Origin of the sequence: Nocardioides renjunii (assembly GCF_034661175.1) — a bacterium.
GTDB classification, from domain to species: domain Bacteria; phylum Actinomycetota; class Actinomycetes; order Propionibacteriales; family Nocardioidaceae; genus Nocardioides; species Nocardioides renjunii.
Genome location: NZ_CP141058.1, coordinates 779,656 through 804,637, shown reverse-complemented (window position 1 = coordinate 804,637; position 24,982 = coordinate 779,656). Strand labels below are relative to the sequence as shown.

The 24,982-nt window shown below is 72.5% G+C and carries 25 protein-coding genes; 6 read left to right on the top strand and 19 right to left on the bottom strand.

Going from position 1 to position 24,982, the window contains the following annotated elements:
• Nucleotides 1-18 precede the first annotated feature (18 nt).
• The 3 genes from SHK17_RS03750 to SHK17_RS03740 all read left to right on the top strand — a co-directional run bounded on the left by SHK17_RS03750 (nt 19) and on the right by SHK17_RS03740 (nt 2,617).
• A complete protein-coding gene (locus SHK17_RS03750) occupies nt 19-546 on the top strand; it encodes a CGNR zinc finger domain-containing protein (RefSeq protein WP_172269816.1) in 528 nt (175 codons plus the stop codon).
• A 47-nt stretch (nt 547-593) separates the two neighbouring features.
• Nucleotides 594-2,240 carry a DNA repair helicase XPB gene (locus tag SHK17_RS03745; RefSeq protein WP_172269814.1) on the top strand — a complete coding sequence of 549 codons (1,647 nt, stop codon included), beginning with the start codon at nt 594-596 and terminating at the stop codon, nt 2,238-2,240.
• Between the two features lie 65 nt (nt 2,241-2,305).
• On the top strand, nt 2,306-2,617 hold the full coding sequence (locus SHK17_RS03740) for a DUF1360 domain-containing protein (RefSeq protein ID WP_322424913.1): 312 nt from the start codon (nt 2,306-2,308) through the stop codon (nt 2,615-2,617).
• A 25-nt stretch (nt 2,618-2,642) separates the two neighbouring features.
• Here SHK17_RS03740 and SHK17_RS03735 read toward each other — a convergent pair whose 3' ends face one another.
• Nucleotides 2,643-3,683 (bottom strand): NAD(P)-dependent alcohol dehydrogenase, encoded by a 1,041-nt coding sequence (locus SHK17_RS03735; protein ID WP_322921119.1) that lies wholly within the window; start codon nt 3,681-3,683, stop codon nt 2,643-2,645.
• Between the two features lie 53 nt (nt 3,684-3,736).
• Entirely contained in the window at nt 3,737-4,198 is a 462-nt protein-coding gene (locus SHK17_RS03730) for a MerR family transcriptional regulator (RefSeq protein ID WP_172269809.1), read from the bottom strand.
• A 124-nt stretch (nt 4,199-4,322) separates the two neighbouring features.
• On the opposite strand from SHK17_RS03730, the gene SHK17_RS03725 reads away from it, so the two are divergent.
• Complete coding sequence (locus tag SHK17_RS03725; RefSeq protein ID WP_322921118.1) at nt 4,323-5,192, top strand: oxygenase MpaB family protein; 870 nt, start codon at nt 4,323-4,325, stop codon at nt 5,190-5,192.
• Nucleotides 5,189-5,767, top strand: coding sequence for an HD domain-containing protein (locus SHK17_RS03720; RefSeq protein WP_172269805.1), 579 nt, complete (start codon nt 5,189-5,191; stop codon nt 5,765-5,767). The genes SHK17_RS03725 and SHK17_RS03720 overlap by 4 nt, the downstream gene beginning before the upstream one ends.
• A 23-nt stretch (nt 5,768-5,790) precedes the next feature.
• Here SHK17_RS03720 and SHK17_RS03715 read toward each other — a convergent pair whose 3' ends face one another.
• Complete coding sequence (locus tag SHK17_RS03715; RefSeq protein ID WP_172269803.1) at nt 5,791-6,513, bottom strand: GntR family transcriptional regulator; 723 nt, start codon at nt 6,511-6,513, stop codon at nt 5,791-5,793.
• Between the two features lie 109 nt (nt 6,514-6,622).
• On the opposite strand from SHK17_RS03715, the gene SHK17_RS03710 reads away from it, so the two are divergent.
• Nucleotides 6,623-7,240, top strand: coding sequence for an alpha-ketoglutarate-dependent dioxygenase AlkB (locus tag SHK17_RS03710; RefSeq protein ID WP_405030395.1), 618 nt, complete (start codon nt 6,623-6,625; stop codon nt 7,238-7,240).
• Nucleotides 7,241-7,264: 24 nt separating this feature from the next.
• Here the strand turns inward: SHK17_RS03710 and SHK17_RS03705 are convergent, their stop codons facing one another.
• From SHK17_RS03705 to SHK17_RS03630, 16 genes are all read right to left on the bottom strand, one after another.
• Nucleotides 7,265-7,999, bottom strand: coding sequence for an SRPBCC domain-containing protein (locus SHK17_RS03705; RefSeq protein WP_172269799.1), 735 nt, complete (start codon nt 7,997-7,999; stop codon nt 7,265-7,267).
• A 1-nt stretch (nt 8,000) separates the two neighbouring features.
• A complete protein-coding gene (locus SHK17_RS03700) occupies nt 8,001-8,837 on the bottom strand; it encodes an FAD binding domain-containing protein (RefSeq protein ID WP_216652485.1) in 837 nt (278 codons plus the stop codon).
• Nucleotides 8,838-8,842: 5 nt separating this feature from the next.
• Nucleotides 8,843-11,338 carry a xanthine dehydrogenase family protein molybdopterin-binding subunit gene (locus SHK17_RS03695; protein ID WP_322921116.1) on the bottom strand — a complete coding sequence of 832 codons (2,496 nt, stop codon included), beginning with the start codon at nt 11,336-11,338 and terminating at the stop codon, nt 8,843-8,845.
• Nucleotides 11,335-11,808, bottom strand: coding sequence for a (2Fe-2S)-binding protein (locus tag SHK17_RS03690; protein ID WP_322921115.1), 474 nt, complete (start codon nt 11,806-11,808; stop codon nt 11,335-11,337). The genes SHK17_RS03695 and SHK17_RS03690 overlap by 4 nt, the downstream gene beginning before the upstream one ends.
• Nucleotides 11,809-12,023: 215 nt before the next feature.
• Nucleotides 12,024-13,085 carry a ScyD/ScyE family protein gene (locus SHK17_RS03685; protein ID WP_322921114.1) on the bottom strand — a complete coding sequence of 354 codons (1,062 nt, stop codon included), beginning with the start codon at nt 13,083-13,085 and terminating at the stop codon, nt 12,024-12,026.
• 109 nt (nt 13,086-13,194) lie between these two features.
• Nucleotides 13,195-14,418: a transcriptional regulator gene (locus SHK17_RS03680; protein ID WP_322424924.1), complete on the bottom strand. Its 1,224-nt coding sequence runs from the start codon at nt 14,416-14,418 to the stop codon at nt 13,195-13,197.
• Nucleotides 14,419-14,480: 62 nt separating this feature from the next.
• On the bottom strand, nt 14,481-15,389 hold the full coding sequence (locus SHK17_RS03675; RefSeq protein WP_322921113.1) for an exonuclease/endonuclease/phosphatase family protein: 909 nt from the start codon (nt 15,387-15,389) through the stop codon (nt 14,481-14,483).
• Nucleotides 15,390-15,453: 64 nt separating this feature from the next.
• Nucleotides 15,454-16,587 (bottom strand): XdhC/CoxI family protein, encoded by a 1,134-nt coding sequence (locus SHK17_RS03670; RefSeq protein ID WP_322921112.1) that lies wholly within the window; start codon nt 16,585-16,587, stop codon nt 15,454-15,456.
• On the bottom strand, nt 16,580-17,737 hold the full coding sequence (locus SHK17_RS03665; protein ID WP_322921111.1) for a vWA domain-containing protein: 1,158 nt from the start codon (nt 17,735-17,737) through the stop codon (nt 16,580-16,582). The genes SHK17_RS03670 and SHK17_RS03665 overlap by 8 nt, the downstream gene beginning before the upstream one ends.
• On the bottom strand, nt 17,734-18,612 hold the full coding sequence (locus SHK17_RS03660) for an AAA family ATPase (RefSeq protein ID WP_322424927.1): 879 nt from the start codon (nt 18,610-18,612) through the stop codon (nt 17,734-17,736). The genes SHK17_RS03665 and SHK17_RS03660 overlap by 4 nt, the downstream gene beginning before the upstream one ends.
• A gap of 54 nt (nt 18,613-18,666) precedes the next feature.
• Entirely contained in the window at nt 18,667-19,218 is a 552-nt protein-coding gene (locus SHK17_RS03655; RefSeq protein WP_172269780.1) for an NTP transferase domain-containing protein, read from the bottom strand.
• Complete coding sequence (locus SHK17_RS03650; protein WP_322424928.1) at nt 19,215-19,739, bottom strand: hypothetical protein; 525 nt, start codon at nt 19,737-19,739, stop codon at nt 19,215-19,217. Before SHK17_RS03650 ends, SHK17_RS03655 begins: the two co-directional genes overlap by 4 nt.
• Before the next feature lie 78 nt (nt 19,740-19,817).
• Nucleotides 19,818-20,651 (bottom strand): hypothetical protein, encoded by an 834-nt coding sequence (locus SHK17_RS03645; RefSeq protein ID WP_322921110.1) that lies wholly within the window; start codon nt 20,649-20,651, stop codon nt 19,818-19,820.
• A gap of 135 nt (nt 20,652-20,786) precedes the next feature.
• On the bottom strand, nt 20,787-22,418 hold the full coding sequence (groL, locus tag SHK17_RS03640) for a chaperonin GroEL (protein WP_172269774.1): 1,632 nt from the start codon (nt 22,416-22,418) through the stop codon (nt 20,787-20,789).
• Between the two features lie 237 nt (nt 22,419-22,655).
• Entirely contained in the window at nt 22,656-24,374 is a 1,719-nt protein-coding gene (locus SHK17_RS03635) for a pilus assembly protein TadG-related protein (RefSeq protein ID WP_172269772.1), read from the bottom strand.
• Nucleotides 24,371-24,799: a TadE/TadG family type IV pilus assembly protein gene (locus SHK17_RS03630; RefSeq protein ID WP_322921109.1), complete on the bottom strand. Its 429-nt coding sequence runs from the start codon at nt 24,797-24,799 to the stop codon at nt 24,371-24,373. Before SHK17_RS03630 ends, SHK17_RS03635 begins: the two co-directional genes overlap by 4 nt.
• Nucleotides 24,800-24,982 lie beyond the last annotated feature (183 nt).

The following is a 24,982-nucleotide window of genomic DNA, read 5'->3' as shown; positions in this document are numbered from 1 at the left end:
GCTCCGTAGAGTGGTGGGATGGACTTCATCCGCTACGCCGAGCGCTCCGCCGCGCTCGTCAACGCCGAGCTGCCCGACGAGGCAGCCCTGCGTGAGCACCTCGCGGACCGGTCCTGGCTGCACCGCTCGCTGGTGCCGGCCGACGTGGCCTCGCTCCAGGACTTCCAGTCCCGGCTGCGACAGGTCTTCGAAGCCTCCGACGCCGACGACGTCCCCCTCGTGGTGAGCCTGCTCAACGACCTGCTGGCCGCGCACCCCGTCACCCCGATGATCTCCGACCACGACCCGGCCAACCTGCACATGCACGTGGCCAACAAGGCGGCGTCGGTGTCCGAGCTGCTCGTCGGCGAGGCCCTGATGGGGCTGGCCAACCTGGTCTGCGACCTCGGCGCGACCCGGCTCGGCACCTGCTCGGAGGTCCGCTGCGACCACGTCTTCGTCGACACCTCCCCCAACCAGTCGCGTCGCTACTGCTCCGACCGGTGCTCGTCGCGGGCCAACGTGGCCGCGTTCCGTGCCCGGCAGAAGGCCGCCTCGGCCAGCTGAGCGCGGACGCCGGCCCGTCGCCACAGGGTCGTCCGTAGGATTGGCGGGTGAACGACGGTCCCCTCATCGTCCAGTCGGACAAGACGCTCCTGCTCGAGGTCGACCACCCGTCGGCGGCCGAGGCTCGCAAGGCGATCGCGCCCTTCGCCGAGCTCGAGCGCTCGCCCGAGCACATCCACACCTACCGCCTGACGCCGCTGGGCCTGTGGAACGCCCGTGCCGCCGGCCACGACGCCGAGCAGGTCGTCGACGCCCTCCTGACCTGGTCGCGCTACGCCGTCCCGCACGCGCTGCTCGTCGACGTCGCCGAGACCATGGGCCGCTACGGCAGGCTGCGCCTGGAGAAGCACCCCGTGCACGGGCTCGTGCTGTCGTCGGTCGACCGCCCGGTCCTCGAGGAGGTGCTGCGCGCCAAGAAGGTCGCCGGCATGGTCGGCGCCCGCATCGACGACGACAGCGTCGCGGTGCACCCCAGCGAGCGCGGCAACCTCAAGCAGGCCCTGCTCAAGCTCGGCTGGCCGGCCGAGGACTTCGCCGGCTACGTCGACGGCGAGGCCCACGCGATCGACCTGGCCGAGGAGGGCTGGACCCTGCGCCCCTACCAGCGCGAGGCGGCCGAGTCGTTCTGGGACGGCGGCTCCGGCGTCGTCGTGCTGCCGTGCGGCGCCGGCAAGACGCTCGTGGGCGCCGCCTCGATGGCCCACGCGCAGGCCACGACCCTCATCCTCGTCACCAACACCGTCAGCGCCCGGCAGTGGAAGGACGAGCTCGTCGCGCGCACGTCGCTGACCGCCGACGAGATCGGCGAGTACTCCGGCGCCGTCAAGGAGATCCGCCCGGTCACGATCGCGACCTACCAGGTGCTGACGACCAAGCGGAAGGGCGTCTACCCGCACCTCGAGCTCCTCGACGCCCGCGACTGGGGCCTCATCGTCTACGACGAGGTGCACCTGCTGCCGGCGCCGATCTTCCGGATGACCGCCGACCTCCAGGCCCGCCGCCGGCTCGGGCTGACCGCCACCTTGGTCCGCGAGGACGGCCGCGAGGGCGAGGTCTTCTCGCTCATCGGGCCGAAGCGCTACGACGCGCCGTGGAAGGACATCGAGGCGCAGGGCTACATCGCCCCGGCCGACTGCGTGGAGGTGCGCGTCACCCTTCCGGACGGCGAGCGGCTCGCCTACGCCACCAGCGACCCCGACACCCGCTACCGGCTGGCCTCGTGCACGCACGCCAAGATCGACGTGGTGCGCGACCTCGTGCGCCAGCACGCCGGCCAGCCGACGCTGGTGATCGGGCAGTACATCGACCAGCTCGACGAGATCGCCGAGCTCCTCGACGCCCCGGTGATCAAGGGCGAGACCCCGGTCAAGGAGCGCCAGCGCCTCTTCAACGCCTTCCGCTCCGGCGAGGTCGGCCTGCTGGTGGTCAGCAAGGTGGCCAACTTCTCGATCGACCTGCCCTCGGCGGAGGTGGCCATCCAGGTGAGCGGCTCGTTCGGGTCGCGCCAGGAGGAGGCGCAGCGACTGGGCCGCCTCCTGCGTCCCAAGACCGAGGGGCGCAGCGCCCACTTCTACACGATCGTCTCGCGCGACACCGTCGACGCGGACTTTGCGCAGAACCGGCAGCGGTTCCTGGCCGAGCAGGGCTACGCCTACCGGATCATCGACGCGGGGGACCTGTCGGCCGACGCCTGATCGCGCGCGTGAGCGCCCGCCGACGGGGTACGGAAGCCTCCCGACGCGAGACAGGTGGTAGCACGATGAGGACGAAGGACCGGACCGAGGTGCCGATGGCGCTCCTCGTCGACGGGCTGGCGACGTACCGCCTGGTGAAGCTGGTGCGCGACGACCGCATCACCGAGCCGGCGCGCGAGGCGGTCGAGGCCCGGCACGGCACCCCGGAGCAGTCGAAGATCACCTACCTCCTCAACTGCCCGTGGTGCCTGTCCATCTACGCCGGAGCCGCCCTGACGCTGGCCCGCCGACGCTGGCCGGTCGCCACCTCGCTCGTGGCCCGTCCCCTGGCCCTGTCGGCCCTCACGGGACTGGCCACGGTGCACCTCGAGCGCTGAGGCGACCGGCCTCGGTGCTCCGTCCTCAGCCCAGCGTGCTGGTGTCGATGACGAAGCGGTAGCGCACGTCGGAGGCCAGGACCCGCTCGTAGGCCTCGTTGACCTCGTCGGCGCGGATCACCTCGACCTCGGAGACGATGCCGTGCTCGGCGCAGAAGTCGAGCATCTCCTGGGTCAGCGCCATGCCGCCGATCATGGAGCCGGCGAACGAGCGGCGCCCGCTGATGAGCGCCATGGCGTTGACCGGCAGCGGCTCCGGCGGCGCCCCCACGTTGACGAGGGTGCCGTCGACGGCCAGCAGGCCGAGGTAGGCGTTGACGTCGACGGCTGCGCTGACGGTGTTGACGATGAGGTCGAAGCTCCCGGCGAGCGCGTCGAACGTGCCGGGGTCGGACGTCGCGAAGTAGTGGTCGGCACCGAGCCGGAGGCCGTCCTCCTGCTTCTTCAGCGACTGCGAGAGCACGGTGACCTCCGCGCCGAGGGCGTGGGCGATCTTCACGCCCATGTGGCCGAGGCCACCGAGACCGACGATCGCGACCTTCTTGCCCGCGCCCGCGCCCCAGCGGCGGAGCGGGGCGTACATCGTGATGCCGGCGCACAGCAGGGGTGCCGTCGCGGCCGGGTCCATCCCCTCGGGGACCGACAGCACGAAGTCGGCGTCGACGACGACGTGGGTGGAGTAGCCGCCCTGGGTGGTCGTGCCGTCGCGGTCGGTGGCGGCGTACGTCCCGACCATGCCGCGGGCGCAGTACTGCTCGTCGCCGCGCCGGCAGCTGTCGCACTCGCCGCACGAGCCGACCATGCAGCCGACGCCGACGCGGTCGCCGACGCGGTGCCGGGTCACCTCGGCGCCGACCTCGGTGACGCGGCCCACGATCTCGTGGCCCGGCACGACGGGGAAGGGCTGCGGTCCCCAGTCGCCGTTGACGGTGTGGATGTCGGAGTGGCAGATGCCGGCGTACTCGATCTCGATGAGCACGTCCCGGGCGCCGACGTCGCGGCGCTCGATGGTGGTCGCGGCGAGGGGCTCGCCGGCGGAGGGTGCTGCGTAGGCGTTGACGCGCATGCTGAAGTCTTCCGTTTCCTCGGGGGATGTGTGGATGTGGTCCGGGACCGGACCTAGTCGTGCGTGACCGAGCGCAGCTCCTCGGCGAGCGCGAGCGCCTCGGCCGAGAGCTGCCGGGTCCGGGACACGTCGCCGTCCTCCACCGAGCGCCAGTAGGCGATCTTGAGGTCGACGTAGCGACGGCGCAGGACCAGCCGCTCCGCCTCGACGGCGAGGTGGCGCTGCTGCTGCTCGAGCAGCTCGCGCTGGTCGGCCGCCGCGGAGGACCCGCGCCGGCCGTTGGCGACGTAGGCCCGCATGTCCCCCACCGACATGCCGGTGGCGGCCAGGCAGGCGACGGACATCAGCTGGTCGAGGTCGTCCTCGTCGTAGACGCGGTGTCCGCTGGTGGCGCCCCGGCTGACCGGCGCGATGACGCCGATCTGCTCGTAGTAGCGCAGCGTGCTCGCCGGCAGCCCGGTGAGGGCGGCCGCCTCCTTGATGGAACAGCTGCGGGGTGCAGCGCTCGTGGTCATGTCATCGACCGTAGGAACTTCGAGTACTCGAAGTCAAAGGTCGCCTCGGTCACACCGGCGCAGGGGGTCGACGGGCGGCGCCTCGTCGGCCAAGGTTTGTGGAGCCTTGGCTAGATTCGATCGTGTGACCCTCCGCGAGCGCATCGGCGCAGAGCTCTTCCGCAAGGTGGCCGGACCCGATGGCGACCGGGCGCGCGAGCGCGTGCACGGGACGCCCGGACCGCGGTGGTTCGCTCCCGACTCCCCCATCGCCCGGGTCCACGGCGACGCCTCCATGTTCGTCGGCGGCCTCCGCGCCCTCATGCTGCAGTCGCTGCACCCCGCCGCGATGCAGGGGGTGGCCGACCACTCCGGCTACAAGGGCGACATGTGGGGGCGGCTCGCGCAGGTCTCCACCTACCTCGCGATGACGACCTTCGGCACCGAGCGCGACGCGCTGCAGGTCATCCGCGCCGTGCAGCGCGCCCACGAGTCGGTCACCGGCACGATGCCCGACGGGACGCCGTACGCCGCCAACGACCCGCACCTGCTCGGCTGGGTCCACGTCGCGGAGATCGACAGCTTCCTCGCCGCCCACGACCGCTACGGACAGCGTCGGCTCGTGGGGCCCGAGCGCGACGAGTACGTCGCCCAGACCGGCGTCGCGGCCGGTCACCTCGGCGTCATCGACCCGCCGCAGACCGAGGACGAGCTGCGCCGGATGCTGGCGGCCTACGGCTCGGAGCTGCGCGGCACGCCGGCCGCCCACGACGCGATCCGGTTCCTGCTGCTGCACCCGGACCTCCCGCTGGCAGCGCGTCCCGGCTACCTGTCGCTGGCCACCGCCGCGATCGGCCTGCTGCCCACCGACGCGCGCCGCGAGCTGCGGCTGCCGCCGGTCCCGCCGGTGACCAACCGCGTGCTCGGCGCCGCCGCGACCCGCACCATCCGCTGGGCCATGTCGTCCGGGCACGAGCACGCCCGGACGCTCCAGCAGCAGACGGCCGGCGCATGAGCCTGGCCGACCGCTGGCCGCTCGGCGACCGGCACGACCTGCGCGACGAGCTGCTGGCCGCCTGGGACCGCGACGGCTACCACGACCTGCTCCACCTCACCGAGGTGCTCGACCGGCTCGAGGAGCTGTCCGCGGCCGGCGCCGCCTTCGACGAGGTCGTCGTCGGCCTCGCGGCGTGGTTCCACGACGCCGTCTACGACGGAGCCGACGACGACGAGGAGCGCTCGGCGCAGTGGGCCGAGTCCGCGCTGCCAGCAGCCTCCGCCGACGAGGTCGCGCGGCTGGTGCGGATGACGGTCCACCACCGCCCGGCCGACGACGACCCGGCGGGCTGCGCGCTGAGCGACGCCGACCTGGCCATCCTCGCCGCGCCGCGCGAGCGCTACGACGCCTACGTCGCCGGCGTCCGCGCCGACTTCGCCCACCTGCCGGACGACGAGTTCAGGGCCGGGCGGGCGGCGGTGCTCGGCGACCTCGCCGCCAATCCGCACCTCTTCCACACGCCGCAGGCCCGCGAGCTGTGGGAGTCGCCGGCGCGCGCCAACCTCGAGCGCGAGCTGTCCCAGCTGCGCTGAGGGCCGACCGGTCGGGCGAGGGCTCAGCGGTCGGCGAGCTGGAGGTAGACGGTGAACCGGTCGTGGCGGTAGCAGGTGCGCGAGACCTCGACGATGCGACCCTGCGAGACCGCCCGGCGGGCGTGGCGCAGCACCGGGTCGCCCTCGGCGATCTCGAGGACCGACGCCTCCTCCGCGCTGGCGCGGTCGGCGCTGATCGAGTCCTCGACCTCGGTGGGGCGCAGGCCGCGGGTGGCCAGCGCGTCGTAGAGGCTCGTCGGGGTGCCGTGCTGCAGGAAGCCCGGCAGCAGCACCTCGTTGAGGTAGGCGTCCTCCACGCAGACGACGGCCTGGTCGGCCCGGCGCAGGCGGCGCCAGTGGAGCACCGGGTCGCCCGGGGAGATGTCGAGCGCACGCGCGACCCCGGGGCCGGCCTGCTCGACGCGGGCGAGGAGGGTCTGGGACTCCGGCAGCATGCCCCGGCGGCGGATCTCCTCGGTGAAGGAGGTCAGTCGGCCGGCGGTCTTGGGCGGCTGAGCGACGAACGTGCCACGTCCGGGGATGCGCTCCAGGAGACCCTCGGCGACGAGCGCGTCGAGCGCCTGTCGTACGGTCATCCGTGCCACGCCGAAGCGAGCGACCAGCTCGCGCTCGGACGGGGCGGCCGAGCCCGGGGGCTGGGCCTCGATGAGGCTGCGGACGTGCTCACGGACCTGGACATGCTTGAGTGCCCGCTGTCGAGGCACGACGAGGTCCGCGTTGTCCATGCAGTCAGGCTAGGACTGGGCTGGACCAGAGTCACCTAATTGACGAAGTCTGTGGTAAACCCTTGATCGTTTCTTGACTCGAACGGATGTTCGATGATGGGCTACGATCATGGTCGTGGACTTCCAGACGTCCCTCTTCGCCAACGCGGCGACCGGTGCCACGGCGCTGGCGCCCGAGCGCCGCCGGCTCTCCCGCGGAGCCTGGGTCGACGTCCAGCGCAACTGGCTCGCCGAGCCCGACGCCGTCTTCGCCGCCCTGGTGGACCGCGTCCCGTGGCGCTCCGAGCGCCGCGAGATGTACGACAGCGTGGTCGAGGTGCCGCGGCTGGTCCACACCTACCTCGCCGACGACCCGCTCCCCCACACCGCCCTCACGCAGGCCCGCGCCGACCTCACCGCGCACTACCTGCCCGAGCTGCGGGAGCCGTTCGTGACGGCCGGATGCTGCTACTACCGCGACGGGCGCGACTCGGTGGCCTGGCACGGCGACACGATCGGCCGCGGCCGCACGGCCGACACCATGGTGGCCATCGTGAGCGTGGGCGACCCTCGCCGGCTGCTGCTGCGGCCACGCGGCGGCGGTGCCTCGATCGCGCTGACGATGGGTCACGGCGACCTCGTCGTGATGGGTGGCTCGTGCCAGCGCACCTGGGAGCACGCGGTGCCCAAGGTGGCCCACGCGGGCCCCCGCATCTCCGTGCAGTTCCGTCCGCTCAACGTCTTCTGAGCAGGCGTCCGGCAGCCCGGAGGCTCACCGCCGGCGCCTCCGGCGCCACCGGCGCATGAGGGCGACACCGACCACGACGGCGAACGCCTGCCTCCAGTACGACTTGGCCAGGACCGGGACGACCGCGCTCCCCAGGTCGAGCGCCTCGGGCTGCGACCTGACCGCGGCCGGGGGCGGTGGCGCCGGCGGGGCGACCGGCGGGGCGGCGACGGCCGGTCCGGTGGCCAGCGCGACCGTCGTCGCGTCCGGCTCCGGCGGCGGCTCGGCGGTCGTGGCGTCAGCGGGCGCGGCGGGCGCCGGGGCGGACGCGGGCTCGGGAGCGGCGAGCCGCTGCTCGAGGCACGCCACGAACTGGCCGAGCAGCTTGTCGGAAACGTCCTGCATCACGCCGCGGCCGAACTGCGCCGGCTTGCCGGTGACGGCCAGGTCGGTCTCCACCGAGACGTCGGTCGCCCCGGCGGCGTCGGTCATCGAGACGGTGACCTTCGCCCCCGCCGTGCCGTTGCCGCGCTTGTCCTTGCCCTTGGCGTCCACGACGAAGCGGTGCGCGTCGGGGTCCTTCTCGACGAACGTGCCGGAGCCGGTGTAGAGCAGGGCGATCGGGCCGAGCTTCACCTTGACCGAGCCGGCGAACGAGGACTCGTCGGCCTCGGTCACCACCGCCCCCGGGAAGCACTCCGCGACCGAGGCGATGTCGTTGAAGTGCGCCCAGGTCTCCTCGACGCCGATCGGGACGGTGAACCGGTGGGACAGCTCCACCTCAGGCCCCCGCGGCCCTGAGGACGGCTCGCGCCGTCAGCACCTGCGCGAGGTGGCGGCGGTAGTCGGCGGCACCGTTGAGGTCCGACGGCGGGTTCGTGCCCTCGACCGCCAGCTGCGCGGCCTCCCGCACGCCGTCCTCGGTGGCGGTCGCGCCGGCGAGCGCCGCCTCGGTCGCGCTCGCCCGCAGCGGTGTCGAGCCCATGTTGGTCAGGCCCACCCGCGCCTCGTCGATCGAGCCCCTGACGGTGGCGGCGACCGCGACGATCGGCCACTGGTGCGCGACCCGGACGAACTTCTCGTAGTGCGCGCCCCAGCCGGTGTGCTTGGGCACGCGCACCTCGGTGAGGATCTCGTCCTCGCCGATGGCGGTCTCGAACAGGTCCACGAAGAAGTCCGTGGCCTCCACCGTCCGCGTGCCGCCCGGTCCGGCGATGACGAACTGGGCGCCGAGCGCGAGCACGGGGGCCCCGAGGTCGCCGGCAGGGTCGGCGTGCGCCAGGGCGCCGCCGAAGGTGCCGCGGTGGCGGATCTGGGAGTCCGCGACCTCGGCGGCCGCCTTGGAGATCAGCAGCGCGTGCTCCTTGACCAGGTCGTGGTCGCGGACGTCGTGGTGGGTGGTCATCGCTCCGATCACGATGGCGTCCCCGTCGTCCCGGATACCGCGGAGCGAGGAGATGCCGCCGAGGTCGATCACCACCTCGGGCGCGTTGAGCCGCATCCGCAGCACGGGCAGCAGGCTCTGGCCGCCGGCCAGGATCTTCGCCTCGTCGCCGTGCTGGCCGAGCGCGGCGAGCGCCTCCTCGACCGACGTGGGCGCGAGGTAGTCGAACTTCACCGGGATCACTGGCCTGCTCCGTCCTGGTCGATGGCTCCGTCGTGGCTCTGCTGGTTGGGCTCGCCGTCGACGAAGTGCGGCATGGCGTCGGGCGGCGTCTCGGTCGCTCCCCCGGCCTTCGAGCCCTGGATCGCCCGCCAGACCCGCTCGGGCGTGCAGGGCATCTGGATGTCGCGCACGCCGAGGTGCCGGACGGCGTCGACGACCGCGTTGACCACCGCCGGCGTGGACGCGATCGTGCCGGCCTCGCCGACTCCCTTCGTGCCCAGGGTGTTGGTCGTGCAGACGCTGGGGTCGTCGACGTGGACCACGTCGAAGGAGATCGTGTCGGCCGACGTCGGCAGCAGGTAGTCGACGAACGAGCCGCTGACCAGCGTCCCCGACTCGTCGTGCACCGCCTCCTCCCACAGGGCCTGCGCGATGCCCTGCACCAGCCCGCCGTGCACCTGTCCGGCGACGATGAGGGGGTTGATGATGACGCCGATGTCGTCGCAGCAGGTGTACTTGCGCATCGTCACGGCGCCGGTCTCGGTGTCGACCTCCATCGCGCACAGGTGCGTGCCGTGGGGGTAGTTGAAGTTCACCGGGTCGTACGTCGCGTCGGCGTCGAGGCTGGGCTCCATGTCCTCCGGGTAGTCGTGCGCCGCGAAGGCCGCGGTCGCCAGCTCCTGGATGGCGATGCCCTGGTCGGTGCCGCGGACGGTGAAGCGCCCGTCGGCGTAGTCGAGGTCGTCCTCGCTGGCCTCGAGCAGGTGGGCAGCGAGGTGCTTGGCCTTGTCGACGACCTTGTCGACCGCCTTGACCAGCGCCTCACCACCGACGACGAGGGACCGGGAGCCGTAGGTGTCGAGGCCCTTGGGAGCGACCTGGGTGTCGCCGTGCAGCACCTCCACGTCCTCGAAGGGCACACCGAGCCGGTCGGCGACGATCTGGCTGAACGCCGTCTCGTGGCCCTGGCCGTGCGCGCTGGCGCCGGTGACGATCTCCACCTTGCCGGTGGCCAGCATCCGCACGCTCGCGCTCTCCCAGCCGCCGGCGCCGTAGTCGAGGCTGCCGAGCACCCGGCTCGGCGCCAGTCCGCACATCTCGGTGAACGTCGAGACGCCGATCCCCAGCTGCACCCGGTCACCGCGCTCGCGGCGCTCGGCCTGCTCGCGGCGCAGCTCGTCGTAGCCGAACGACTCCTTGGCCTTCGCCGTCGCCGCCTCGTAGTTGCCCGAGTCGTACTCCAGGCCCGCCACGGTCGTGAAGGGGAACTCCTCGTGCGTGATCCAGTTGCGCTCGCGGATCTCCAGGGGGTCGACGCCGACCTCGGCGGCGAGCTCGTCCATCAGCCGCTCGATGGCGTACGTCGCCTCGGGCCGGCCGGCGCCGCGGTAGGCGTCGGTGAACGTGGTGTTGGTCAGCACGGTCTGGCACTCGAAGCGGTAGGCCGGGAACTTGTAGATCGCGTTGAACATGAAGGCGCCGAGCACGGGCACGCCGCCACCCACGACGGCGATGTAGGCGCCGAGGTCGGCGTCGAGGTGCACCTTGAGGCCGGTGACCTTGCCGTCCCGGTCCGCCGCCAGCGTGAGCGTCTGCACCTGGTCGCGACCGTGGTGCGCGGCCATCAGGCTCTCGCTGCGGGTCTCGGTGTACTTCACCGGCTTCGACAGCCGCCGGGCGACCGCCCAGGCGATCCACTCCTCGGGCGTGGTCTGCAGCTTGCCGCCGAAGCCACCACCGACGTCGGGGGCGATGACCCGGATCTTGGACTCGGGCACGCCGGTGGTGGCCGCCAGGGCGAACCGGAGGATGTGCGGGATCTGCGTGGCCGACCACATGGTGAGCTGCTCGCCGGTGGGGTCCACCACCACGCTGCGGGGCTCCATGAAGGCGGGGATGAGGCGCTGCTGGCGGTACTCCCGCTCGATGAGGATGCCGTCGGCGCGGGCCGCCTCGATGGCGGCCTCCACGTCCGCCCCCGTCCCGGCATCGGCGGAGTCGAGCACCCACAGCGCGGACTTGTTGGTGCCGAGGTCCGGGTGGGCGAGGACCACGTCCTGGAGGGCGTTCTTGATGCCGACCACGGCGGGCAGCTCGTCGTACTCGACGTCCACCAGCTCGGCGGCGTCGCGGGCCTCTGCGGCGGTGCGCGCGACCACGACGGCGACGACCTCACCGGCGAAGGCGACCCGGTCGGCCGGCATGGGCGAGTGGGTCGGTGTCTTCTGGTCGGGCGTGATCGGCCAGGCGTTGATGCAGACGCCGAGCTCGTCGCCGAAGTCCTTGCCCGTGAGCACCGCGACGACGTTGGTCGAGGCCCTCGCCGCCTCGGTGTCGATGGAGGTGATGGTGGCGTGCGCGAAGGGGCTGCGCACCATCGCCAGGTGGAGCATCCCGGGCAGCGTGATGTTGTCGGTCCAGCGCGTACGTCCGGTGATCAGGCGCTGGTCCTCCTTGCGCCGGCGGTCGCGGCCGATCTCGGCGGCGGCAGGGCGGGCCTGGGTGGCGGTCATGCCTTCGCTCCGTCGGCGGCGTGGAGCACGCTCCGGACGATGTTGTGGTAGCCCGTGCAGCGGCAGAGGTTGCCCTCCATGCCGAGCCGGACCTCCTCCTCGGTGGGGTCGGGGTTCTCCGCGAGGAGGTCGACCGCCTGCATGATCATGCCCGGCGTGCAGAAGCCGCACTGGAGGCCGTGGCACTCGCGGAAGGCCGCCTGCACCGGGTGCAGGTCGCCCTCGGCCGTGCCGGCGAGGCCCTCGATGGTGGTGACGGTGCGCCCGGCGGCCTGGACGGCCAGCACGTTGCACGACTTCACGCTCGTGCCGTCGAGGTGGACGGTGCACGCCCCGCAGTTGGAGGTGTCGCACCCGATCACGGTGCCGGTCTTGCCGAGCTTCTCCCGCAGGTACTGCACCAGCAGCATCCGCGGCTCGACGTCGTCGGAGACCGCGGCCCCGTCGACGGTGAGTTCGATCTTGGTCATTCGTGCCTCCGGGCGTGTGAGGTGGGTCACTCGCCCCGGACGCTAGGCCGCCCTGGTTGGTCGATGGTTGGGGGCAGGCCGACCGCGAGCGAGGCACGAGCTCGCGGTCGAGGCTGTCCCGGTCGAGCAAGCGGCGCTGCCGAGCGCGCGAGGCAGTGGTGGCGCGTCGAGACCACCTCGCACGCCCGGCAGCAGCCGGGCTGGAGCCGGAGCGCTCAGTAGCGCAGCACCACGCCCCTCGGCTTCTCCGACAGCACGTTGGCGCTGACGTAGAGGTCCCCGTCGGCCCACTCGACCGCGGCGGGCATCATCGTGCTGGCGTACGGCTTGGCCGTGCTGCTTCCGCTGCGGACGCGCGAGACCTGGCCGGCGAAGAGCTGGGCGACGTAGACGTCACCGTTGTCGGCGACGGCCACCCCGGTGGCGCCGGCGAAACCGGAGGCGACCTCGCGGACCTTGCCGCTCTTCGCCTTCACCTTGACCAGCCGGCCCTGCGCACCGGTGCTGCCGTCCTCGGGGCCACCGGGCAGCAGCGTGACGTAGAGCCAGCCGCCCTTGCCGACCTCGACGTCGGTCGGGACCGGCTCGAAGTTGTAGGTCTTGCCGACGGTGCACGCCGGCAGCGCGTTGGCGGCGGCCGCTTCGGCGGTGACGACCACGGGGACCGGGGGCAGCACCGCGACGGTCGAGACCTTGCCGTTGTCCTTGACGCCGACGATGGTGTTGCCGGCGGCGTCGGCGACGTACGTCGTGCCGCGGTGCACCGTGGAGCCGTAGGGGTGTGACTCGAGGATGCCCGTGTAGGTGGCGGGCACGTCGGGCGGGACCTGCGCAGCGCAGGCGGGGTCGAGGCCGACGAAGCCGTAGGCCTGGTCACCGTCGGGGTTCTTCGTGCGCTCGTGCTTCCACAGGTCGGCGATCTTGCTCGGCCGGCTCCCCGGACGCATCGACCACAGCTTGGTCGCCTTGCCCTTGGTGGTGGCGAAGCGGACGGTGCCGCCCGCCTCGGACAGGGCGCCGACCTCGGTGCCCTTCTCGGCCGCGAAGACGACCTGCGGCTTCTTGCCGGGCACGACCGCGGTGAGCAGTCCGGCGAAGTTCTGGCTGACGTAGGCGGTGCCGTCGCCGGCGACCACCATGCTGAGCGGTGTGACGAGCTTCTTCGCCACCGTGGTGGGTTCGGGGGCCGCCACGGCACCCGCTGCGGGCGTGGCGAGCACGCTCCCCACCAGGATGGTCACCGCTGCTGCAGCCGCTCCGCTTCGTGTTCTGGTCATGCGTTCTCCCTCGGACATGGCCACGTCCTCCCGGCGCGGCACGTCATTTCAGGATCGCCACGACGTCCCGGCCCGGCCGTGTGGTGAAGGGATATCCCCAATTCGGAGGTCACCGCGCGCTGGCGAGCTTGCCCTTCAGCAGCGGGGCGACGGGGTGGTGCACCGGCAGCGCGGCGAGGCAGGCCTCGACGACCGCGGTGTCGTACGGCGCGAGGTCGCTGTAGCGCAGGACCGCGTCGGGATCGGGGTCGGCGAGCAGCGCCTCGCGGACGCTGACGGCGAGGTAGTCGGCCATCTGCACCAGCGCCGGCGAGTCGGTGCCGGGGAGCAGGTCCCCGCCGTAGGCGCGCACGGCGGCCCGGACGTCGCCGCGCCGCAGGAGCCGCTGCACCTGCTCGACGTCGCTCGAGACGGGCATGGTGAGGCGGTAGGGCCGCGAGGACAGCTGTCCGGCCAGCGCCGCCCGGAGGTGCGAGACCTCCGCCTTGAGGGTCGAGGTGGTGACGGCCGAGTCGCCGTAGAGCAGGGAGTGCAGGTGCTCGACCGAGAGGCCGCCGGGGTGGAGCGCGAGCAGGGCCAGGATCTCGGTCTGCCTCCGGTTGAGCAGCAGGCGCTGCCCATCGAGCCACACCTCGGCCGTGCCGAGCAGGGTGAGGGTCAGGCCCGGGGCCTCGGGCCCGGTGTCGCCCGCCGCCGACGTACGCCGCTCGGTGGGCAGCGCGCCCTCGATGAGCCGCGCCATCACCCGGGCGGTGGCCAGGCCGATCGGGTGCGTGCGGTCCCAGGTGGTCGACAGGTCGATGACGCCGAGCGAGCGACCGGTGGCGGGGTCGAAGACCGGCGCGGCCCAGCAGACCCAGTTGTGCACGACCTGGGCGTAGTGCTCGGCGCTGAAGACCATCGACGGCGCGCCGGTGCGGCCGGCGATGGCGAGGGCGTTGGTGCCCACGCTCTTCTCGTCCCAGCGTCCGCCGGGCACGAAGTTGACCGTCTCGGCCTTGCGCCGCATCACCCGGCCGCCGTAGGTCCAGAGGATCCGCGTCTGCTCGTCGGTGATCGCGATGACGAGGTCGCCGTCCTCGGCCGTGCGGCGCAGCTCGTCCTGCACCCGCTCGACCGCGGTCTGCAGCGGCGAGTCGTTCCAGAAGTCGGTGGTGTCGTCCTCGTCGGCCAGCGGGGCCTGGGTGACGTCGGGCGAGACGACTCCCGACAGCTGCCAGCTCCGGAGGATCTCTGGCCGCACCGCGTCGGAGTCGTCGTCGCTGGCCGAGACGAAGCGCGTCCAGGCGCGCACGGCGTCCACGCGGCGGGCGTGCAGGTCATCGATGCTCATGGCGGCTCCCGGTCGGTCGCCGCCAACCTAGCCCGAGTGTGATGACCGCAACAGCAGACGCGTCAGCGCGCTCGCCTGAAGGTGGCGACGATGCCCGGGTGGTCGGTGACCAGGTTCCGGTAGGAGTGGAAGGAGTGGATCCGGAAGTCCGAGTCGCGCTCGCCCATCACGTAGTCGATCCCCGAGCCCCGGCGGTGCCGGTCGGCGGAGTAGTTGGTCTCCAGCCGGAGCGGCCTGGTGATCCGTCCCCGCACGAGGTGGTCGGTCGTGTCGCGGTTGGCCGTGACGTTGCAGTCGCACATCGCGACGAGCTGGTGACCCTCCGGCGCGCGCTGCCCGATCGAGCGGATCCTGCTCGCCATCCGCCACATGGCCTCCACGCCGCGGCGGTTGGCGTAGTTGGGCCCGCCCGTGCGCCGGTTGTGGAGGTGGTTGGGCAGGTGGAAGCTGACGGCCCGGATGACGTGCCCGCTCCTCCGGTGCCTGAGCACCGCCGCGACGCCGTACTGGTCGTGGGCGATCCGGCCGGAGTAGCGCCGCCACGTGGTGGCGGTCAGGAGGGGGGCCCAGGTCCGCTCGAGCTCCCAGACGTCCTTGTCGAAGGCGATCGGGTTGTCGTCGGTGCCGGTCGGGCCCTTCGGCATCAGCAGGGTCCACGACTTCGGCAGGGCCGCCCGCAGTGCCGGGCGGCTGAAGAGCCGCTCCTGGAAGCCGATGACCGAGGCCTCGCCGTCCAGGACCTGCCCGATGTCGTGGCGCATGCCCGCGACCCGCATCCCCTTCTTGAGGTTCAGCGACGCCACGACGAACTCCTTGCCGGGGCCGGACGTGGCGGCCGAGGCCGACGCGCGGTCCTGCTCACGCGCCTGCGCGGGTGGACCACCCGCCGCACCGGTGGTCAGCAGGACCGTGGCCGCGAGGAGCGCGGTCGGTCGGGCGAGGACACGGGGCAGGGCGGGGAGCGAAAACACCCGCACGACCATAGGCGGGTCGTGCCGGTCGTCCAACTCCCCGGCGCGGGGCAGCGGCCTCCGGTCAGTCGTCGTGGTGGATGCGGCCGTGGGTCGTGGCGAGCCGCTCGCCCGACCCGCCCCACTGCCGGGCGACGATCTCGGCCGCGATCGAGACCGCCGTCTCCTCGGGCGTACGGGCACCGAGGTCGAGGCCGATCGGGGACGACAGCAGGGCGAGCTCGTCCGCCGAGAGACCCGCCTCGACGAGCCGCGCCATCCGCTCGTGGTGCGTGCGCCGCGACCCCATGGCGCCGATGTAGCGCGGGCGGACGTCCTCGCCGAGGCGCAGCGCCACCTCCAGCAGCGGCACGTCGAACTTCGGGTCGTGGGTCAGCACCGCGAGCACCGTCCGCGGGTCGACGCGGCCGGCATCGACCTCGGCCGCGAGGTAGCGGTGCGGCCAGTCGACGACGACCTCGTCCGCCCCGGGGAAGCGCGACGTCGTGGCGAAGACGGGACGGGCGTCGCACACCGTGACGTGGTAGCCGAGGAACGAGCCGACCTTGGCCACGGCCGCCGCGAAGTCGATGGCCCCGAAGACCAGCATCCGCGGCTTGGGGGCGAACCCCCACACGAACACGCGCATCCCCTCGCCGCGCCGCTCCCCGTCGGGGCCGTAGGTCACGGTGGCGTTGGTGCCCGCGGCCAGGAGGCCGAGGGCGTCGTCGTGGACGGCGGCGTCCGCGCGCCCGGAGCCGAGCGAGCCCTCCGCGGGTCCCTCCGGCCGCACGACCATCCGCCTGCCCACCCGCTCGGGGTCGGGGTGCTCGATGACCGTGACCAGGGCGACCGGCCGCCCCGCCTCGATGTCGGCCGCGACCCCGCCGAGCTCGGGGAACGTCTCGCGCGAGACCCGCTCGACGAAGACGTCGAGGATGCCGCCGCAGGTCAGGCCGACGGCGAAGGCGTCGTCGTCGGACACGCCGTAGCGCTCGAGCACCGGCTGCCCGGTGCCCACCACCTCCTGCGCGAGCTCGTAGACCGCGCCCTCCACGCAGCCGCCGGACACGGAGCCCACGGCGGTCTCGTCGGGCCCGACCAGCATGGAGGCGCCGGGGGGCCGCGGCGCGGACCGGAAGGTCGCGACGACCGTGCCGACGCCGATGGTCTCGCCGGCCTCCCACCACGCGAGGAGGTCGGGCAGCACGTCACGCACGGGCGATCACCCCGGTGAGGTCGGCGAAGGTGGAGAGCGAGTGGCCGGCGAGGAAGTCGTCGCAGTGCGGCAGCGCGGCCACCACGCCGCCCTGCAGCGGCTCGTAGCCCGCCTTCCCTCGGTGCGGGTTGACCCAGACGACGCGGTGGGCGACCCGCTGGAGCCGGGCCATCTGCTCGCCGAGCAGGCCGGCGTCGCCGCGCTCCCACCCGTCGCTGAAGACGACGACGACGGCGCCGCGGGCCATGCCGCGCTGGCCCCACCGATCGAGGAACACCTGCAGCGTCTCCCCGAGCCGCGTGCCGCCCGACCAGTCCGGGACGACCTCCCCCGCGACCACGAGGGCGCGGTCGGCGTCCGGCGAGCGCAGGGCCCGGGTGAGGTGCGTCAGCCGGGTACCGACCGTGAACGTCTCGACCGTGCCGCCGGTGGTGCGCGCGGACTGGGTGAGGCGGTGGGCCAGCCGCAGCAGCGCGTCGGCGTACGCGCTCATCGAGCCGCTGACGTCGACCAGCAGCACCACGCGCCGCGGCCGGGTGCCGCGACGGCGCCACGCGATCTCGCCCGGCTCGCCGAGGTGACGCAGGGAGCTGCGCAGGGTGCGGGCGGCGTCGACCTGGCCGCGGTGCCACCTGCGGTGGCGTGCCGTACGCCGGCTCGGCGGGCGCAGCGAGAGGCGGGCGAACATCCCGGCCAGCCGTCGCTTCTCGGCGGCGTCGAGCGTCGCGACGTCCCGGTGCCGCAGCGCCTCCGCGGCCGACGCCCGGGCGCGGACGACGTCCTCGTCACCCTCGCCCTCCGTGCCGGCACCCTCGGCGTCCGGCAGCAGGTGCGCCGCAGCGGGGCGCGGCGTCTCGCGCGGCCGCGCCCGCGGCAGCCCGTCGCGCGGGTCGAACCACGCGGCGAACACCTGGTCGTAGCGGGCCAGGTCGTCCGGCGAGCCGCACAGCGTCGCCCGCCCGGCCCAGTAGGTTGCCCGGCGGTCGTCGGCGCCGACGGCGGCCACCGCGGCGAGGAAGCCCTGCGACCGGTCCTGCGTGACCGCCACGCCCGAGGCACGCAGGGCACGGGTGAAGCCGAGCAGCACCTCGTCCGCGGACCGACGTCCGGGCGACGCCGGACCGGTCGGGCTGGTCGGGGCGGTGCTCATCGCACCATCATCCGGTCGAGCGCGGCCTTCACCCGGTCGGCGTCCTCGCGGTACTTCAGCAGCGCGCCGAGCGTCGCGGCCGCCGAGGCCAGGTCGAGCTCCGCGGCACCGAGGTAGGTCAGCGCGCGTGCCCAGTCGAGGGTCTCCGCGACGCCCGGCGGCTTGAGCAGGTCGTCGCGCGAGCGCAGCTGCTGGACCAGGCCGACCACCTGCTGGGCCAGCACCTCGCTGACCTCCGGGGCGCGCGAGCGCACGATCTGCACCTCGCGCTCGAGGCCCGGGTGGTCGATCCAGTGGTAGAGGCAGCGACGCTTCAGCGCGTCGTGCAGCTCGCGGGTGCGGTTGGAGGTCAGCACCACGAGCGGCGGCTCGGGCGCGGTGACCGTGCCGAACTCGGGGATGGTCACCTGCCAGGTCGAGAGCACCTCCAGCAGGAACGCCTCGAACTCGTCGTCGGCGCGGTCCACCTCGTCGACCAGCAGTACCGCCGGCGCCTGCCGCAGCGCGGCGAGGACCGGACGCGAGAGCAGGAAGCGCTCGTCGTAGAGGCTCTTCTCCGCCTCGTCGGGGTCGACGTCACCGGCCGCCTCCAGCGCCCGCAGGTGGAGGATCTGCCGCGGGAAGTCCCAGTCGTAGAGGGCCTGGCTGGCGTCGATCCCCTCATAGCACTGGAGCCGGACCAGCGGCAGGTCCAGGCTCTGGGCCAGCGCCTCGGCCAGGGCCGTCTTGCCGGTGCCCGGCTCGCCCTCGACGAGCAGCGGCCGCTGCATGCGCGCGGCCAGGAACACCACCGTGGCCAGCTCCTCGTCGGCGAGGTATCCCGTCCCGCCCAGCCGGGCAGCCACGTCCGCAGCGGAGTCCATCCTCACAGGCATGCGGTCAGGCTACGACCCGGCACGTTGGTCGCACGTTGGGCTGCGCCGGACGGGTCAGCGGGCGTCCACGTCGGCGCCGGTGGCGAGGTCGGCGCACTCGACGAGCGCGACCTCGTGCGTGGCGAGGTAGTCGCGGGCACCGCGGTCGCCGGCGGCGGTCGCGGTGACGCCCGCCCAGTGCTCCCGCCCGATCAGGACCGGGTGGCCCGGCACGCCGTCGTACGCCGCTCGCGCCAGGTCCCCGGGCCCTTCGTGCGCTCCGAGCAGGCGGGACACCACGGCCGGGCCCACGTCGGGGAGGTCGACCAGCGAGACGAGCGCAGCGTCGTGCGCGGTCGGGCCGAGGGCGTCGAGGCCGGTGCGGAGCGAGGCCCCCATCCCGTCGGCCCAGTCGTCCGCGCGCACGCGCCACACCGACATCGGCAGCAGGGCGGCGGCCCGCTCTGCCTCCGCGCCCAGCACCACCACGACCTCGGCGCACGGGCGGAGCGCCTGCACGGACCGGAGCAGCCACGAGGTGCCGTCGTCGTCGCGGGCCAAGGCTTTCGGCCCGCCGAACCGCTCCCCGGCGCCTGCGGCGAGGAGCAGCCCGGCCACGGACGTCACGACGCAAAGGCCTCCGCGTAGAGCGCCTCGAGCTCCGGGGACTGCTCGCCGGAGAAGCCGCAGAGGCTCACGCGGTCGCCGTCGGCGCTCACCAGGTAGGCGGCGCCCTCCTGGAAGTCGACGGCCATGAGCAGGTCCTGCAGGTCGTCCCCGGGCGCCTCGACGGTGACGGTCGAGGCCTCCTCGCCGGCGTACCACTGGTCGACCTCGAGGGTGGCGGTGCCGCCGTCGATCGAGGTCACCGTGCCCGCGAACGCGGTGTCGAAGGTGGCCAGCGTCTCGGCCGACGGCATGGCGCACTTGCCCGCGAGCGACCCGTCGGCGGTGAGGGCCCGGGTGCCGGAGCCGGACGAGCCCGACTCGTCGTTCGCGCCGGCCCCGGACTCGCTGGAGGCGCTGCTCGAGGGGGTGCTCGTGTCGGTGCCGCTGTCGGCGTCGTCGGACCCGCAGGCGGCCAGGCTGCCCAGCGCGAGCAGCGAGACGAGGGTGACGGAGAGGGTGCGGGGTCGGCTGGTGTTCACGGTTCCTCCTGTGGTCCGGGCCGGTGTCCTCACCGTGCCACACCCCTTGGACGCCTAGTGGCGCCGGCCCGTTCCGCCTCAGGCGTCGTCGTCCTCCTCGAGCTTGCGCTTGAGCCGCCCCACGCCGGGGATCTTGCCGAGGAGCTCGTTGAGCTCGCGGGACACCTCGAGCAGCTCGTGCAGGTCGGGAGCCACCGTCTCGAGGGTCTTCATCACCGGCACCACGTCGCGCTCGACCTGCTCGGTGAGGGCGGGCAGGTGGTCGACGAGGCGCACGAGCGCGGCCACCTCTTCCGGGTGGGTGGTGTCGGCGAGCGTCTGCAGGACGGGCTGCAGCGTGGTCAGCGAAGGCTCCATCGCGTCGAGGAGCGTCGTGGCGCGCCCCACGAGCAGGGCCGCGTCGTCGGAGACCGCCGCCACGCGGTCGATCTGCTGCTGCGCGCCGTCGGAGACCGCCGCCACCCGGTCGATCTGCTGCTGCGCGCCGTCGGAGACCGCCGCCACCCGGTCGATCTGCTGCTGCGCGCCGTCGGAGACCGCCGCCACCCGGTCGATCTGCTGCTGCGCGCCATCAGCCACCGCCGCCACCCGGTCGATCTGCTGCTGCGCGCCATCAGCCACCGCCGCCACCCGGTCGATCTGCTGCTGCGCGCCATCAGCCACCGCCCCGACGCGATCGATCTGCTGCTGCGCGCCATCAGCCACCGCCCCGACGCGATCGATCTGCTCCTGAGCGTCGTCGGCCACCGCCCCGACCCGGTCGATCGTCGCGGAGGCCCGCGCCACCAGCACCTCGGCCTGGTCGAGCAGGGCCAGCATGCGCGGCACGGCTCCGAGCAGGGCCTCGACCTGCTCCCCGCCTCGCTCGAGCGCCGAGAACAGGTCGCGGGGGCCGGGCACGGGGAGGCGCATGTCCCATTAGTACCAGTGCCCACCACCTCCCTCCGGACCACTGACGCCACGGGGCCGCAGACGCAGCGAGGGCCCCCGCCGGAGCGGGGGCCCTGCTGGTGGTGCTGTGGTGGAGCGGTGGTCCTGACCGTCAGGTCAGAAGTCCATGCCGCCCATGCCGCCCATGTCGCCACCGCCGGGCATGGCGGCAGCCTTCTCGGGCTTGTCGGCCACGACGGCCTCGGTGGTGAGGAACAGCGCGGCGATCGACGCGGCGTTCTGCAGCGCGGAGCGCGTGACCTTGGCCGGGTCGATGATGCCCTCGGCGATCATGTCGACGTAGTCACCGGTCGCGGCGTTGAGGCCGTGACCCGCCTCGAGGTTGCGCACCTTCTCGGACACGACGCCACCCTCGAGACCGGCGTTGATCGCGATCTGCTTGAGCGGGGCCTCGATGGCGACGCGGACGATGTTGGCACCCGTGGCCTCGTCGCCGGTCAGGTCGAGCTTGGTGAACGCCTCGGCACCGGCCTGGACGAGCGCGACGCCGCCACCGGCGACGATGCCCTCCTCGACCGCGGCCTTGGCGTTGCGCACGGCGTCCTCGATGCGGTGCTTGCGCTCCTTGAGCTCGACCTCGGTGGCCGCGCCGACCTTGATGACGGCCACGCCGCCGGCCAGCTTGGCGAGGCGCTCCTGGAGCTTCTCGCGGTCGTAGTCGGAGTCCGACTTCTCGATCTCGGCGCGGATCTGGTTGACCCGGCCCTCGATCTGGGCCTGGTCGCCGGCGCCCTCGACGATGGTGGTCTCGTCCTTGGTGATGACGACCTTGCGGGCCTGGCCGAGCAGCTCGAGACCGGCCGACTCGAGCTTGAGGCCGACCTCCTCGGAGATGACCTGGCCACCGGTGAGGATGGCGATGTCCTGCAGCATGGCCTTGCGGCGGTCACCGAAGCCCGGAGCCTTGACGGCGACGGAGCGGAAGGTGCCCTTGATCTTGTTGACGACCAGGGTCGACAGCGCCTCGCCGTCGACGTCCTCGGCGATGATCAGCAGCGGCTTGCCGGACTGCATGACCTTCTCCAGCAGCGGCAGGAGGTCCTTGACCGTGGAGACCTTGGAGTTGGCGATGAGGACGTAGGGGTCCTCCAGCACGGCCTCCATGCGCTCGAGGTCGGTGGCGAAGTAGGCCGAGATGTAGCCCTTGTCGAACCGCATGCCCTCGGTCAGCTCGAGGTCCAGCCCGAAGGTGTTGGACTCCTCGACGGTGATGACGCCTTCCTTGCCGACCTTGTCCATCGCCTCGGCGATGATCTCGCCGACGGTGGTGTCAGCGGCGGAGATCGACGCGGTGGAGGCGATCTGCTCCTTGGTCTCGACGTCCTTCGCCATGGCGAGCAGCTGCTCGGACACGGCGGCGACGGCGGCCTCGATGCCGCGCTTGAGGCCCATCGGGTTCGCGCCGGCCGCGACGTTGCGCAGGCCCTCGCGGACCATGGCCTGAGCCAGGACGGTGGCCGTCGTCGTGCCGTCACCGGCGACGTCGTCGGTCTTCTTGGCGACCTCCTTGACCAGCTCGGCGCCGATCTTCTCGTAGGGGTCCTCCAGCTCGATCTCCTTGGCGATCGAGACACCGTCGTTGGTGATGGTGGGGGCGCCCCACTTCTTCTCCAGGACGACGTTGCGGCCCTTGGGGCCGAGGGTGACCTTGACCGCGTCGGCGAGGGTGTTCATCCCTCGCTCGAGGCCGCGGCGGGCCTCCTCGTTGAAAGCAATCAGCTTGGCCATATCGCGTGCGATTCCTATCGACGTGAGTCTGTGTGTCGACGCCGGGCGGGCTGCCCGCGACGGACGACCCGCTCCGCCGGCGATCCATTCACGCCGACTTCTGCGGACCTCAGCGTCACCCGGGTCGTTGTCACTCTCATGACGAGAGTGCCAACCTCATGTTTAGCACTCGACCCCGGAGAGTGCAAACGCCACCCCCGGCCCGGCCGGGGGTGGCGTCATGCGTCGGGAGGAGCCTCAGGGCAGCTTGATCAACCTGATGCTGTTGCTCACCTGGTTGAGCGCGGTCTTGAAGATCTCGGCGAGCTCGTCGCCCTTGGTGGCGCAGAAGAAGTAGTCACCATCGATGTTCTCCGCCGCGATGCCCGCGGGGGTGGTGCAGTCGCCCGCCGTGCTCGGACCGCCGCTGGGTGCGTTGGAGGCCGCCGAGGCGAGCACGTCCTTGACCTTCTGCTCGCCGGCGAAGTCGAAGTAGCGCTCGCAGGTCGCGGTCGTGGCCGAGCCGAAGCCGATCGTGATCACGATGACGCCGGCCCCCTTGGCGTTGGTGGCTACCTCCTTGAACCGGTTGCAGCCGTTGGTGCCGTTCTTGACCGAGGAGCTCGTGGACTGCTGGCCGCTCCACAGCTCGCTGGTGGTGCCGATGGCCGTGCTTCCCGTCGCGCTGCCGACCTCGTCGGGCTGGCCGTCGGTCTCGAAGATGACCACCTTGCGGGGAGTGCCCGGGCGGTCGGAGGCGCCGGGGACGGTGCTGCCGCCCATCACCTTGCGCACCGCCGCCTTGAGCGAGCCGCCGATGTTGGTGCCGTACTCGCCCGAGGCCGACTCGGGCAGGCAGCTGATGGCGTCCACCAGCGCACTGTTGCTGACCAGCGCGCCCGTCTCGGTGAGGTAGCCGTTGGTCCAGTCCACCGGGATCCAGGTGCCCTCGTTGCGGGTGTCGGCGGCGACGCGGCCGTTGAGGCGCACCGCCTCGGACCGGCAGATCCCGTCGCTGTCGGTCTCGCCGGTGCCGTCCCAGCCCGCCGACTTCGAGAACGCGGACTCGCCGGCCTCCCAGTCGGCGACGGCGGCGTTGTAGACGGTCTGCTTGGCGGTGTTGCGGTCCCGGCAGGCGTTGCGGGTGGACGTCGTCGTGAACCTGGCGCAGTCCTCGTAGACCGGGGTCGCCGGGTGCGTCGGGCGGATGAAGCTGCCCTTGGGCGTGAAGCCGGAGGTGCGGGACTTGGCCAGGGCACCGAAGGCGACGTGGTGCAGCGACGGCGTCATCGTCTTGAGCGAGTTGAGGATCGCCATCTTCATCTGCGCCCGGTCCGCCGACGGCATGGAGGCCGTGCGGTCGGCCATGATGACGATGTCGAGCGGGTTCGGGACCTCGCTGCCGCACGGGCCCTTGCACGCCGCCGAGGCGACGGAGCCGGTGTTGCCCTGGTCGAACCCGATGATCGGCGCGAAGCCGTAGTCGACCGGCTTCTCGGCTCGCACCTCGATCGTGTTGCACTTGGCCGCGGTGCCGGTGGCGCACGGGATGGCACAGATGTAGCTGTTGCACCTCAGGCCCGGGTAGCGCGACGCCGTGAAGGGCGCGCCGGGCGGGCCGGGGTTGCACGTGCTCGGGATCTGCGACGCCTTGACCTCGCGCGTCACGCCGGTGGACGCCACGATGCACAGGAGCTTGGTGTTGGCGCCGGCCGTGAGGTTGAGGTCGCCGTCCTGGCTGTTGGCCATGCTGAGGGCCGCGGTCTGTGCCTGGGTCCCGGTGCCGGGAAGCGCGAAGGCGCCGGCGTGAGCGGCGGAGTCGACGTGGTCGTGGAGCCGCTGCCGCTCCATCGCGAGCGAGCTGATGTCGACGGCGAGAGCGGCCGTGGCGAAGAGGACGGTGGACAGCAGGCCCACCATCACGGCCGTGGCCCCCCGCTCGTCGCGCGGGCGGATGGTTCGGCGGCGCAGCTTCATTCGATCCTCATTCGGCTGGTCTTTCGGATGACAAGGCCATCGCTGATGGTCGCCCCGACCGGCGTCAGCCACTCGACGACGTAGGTCACCTCGACGAGGGCGGTGCCCCCCGAGGCGGCGTCCCCCCAGGACCCGCAGGCACCGCCGGTGGGGGTGAGGCAGTTGACCTCCACGTCGATCTCCGCGCCGTCGAGGCCGGAGTCGGACAGGGAGTCGAGGACGGAGGCCGCGACCTCCGAGGAGTCCGTGCCGAGGCTGGCCAGGCGGACGCCCTCACGCGCGGCGTTGTTGATCACGGCGTAGCGGTTGATCGCCCACCCGAAGTCGATCATCCCGAAGACGAGGACGAAGAGCAGCGGCACGACGAGGGCGAACTCGACGGCGGCAGCACCCCGCTCGTTGGTTCGCTTGCGGCACAGAGACACCGTCTCCCCCTCTCGTGTCATGACCGACCCCGGACCCACGGGCCGACACCGATCGACGCTATCGGCGGACGCTCAAGGATGCCTCGGCACACCGGCCGGACTTAATAGCCCGATATGACCACTGCGCCGTAGGCCATCCCGGCGCGGGACCGACACCGGACGGGCGCGGGGGCCCCGAGGGCG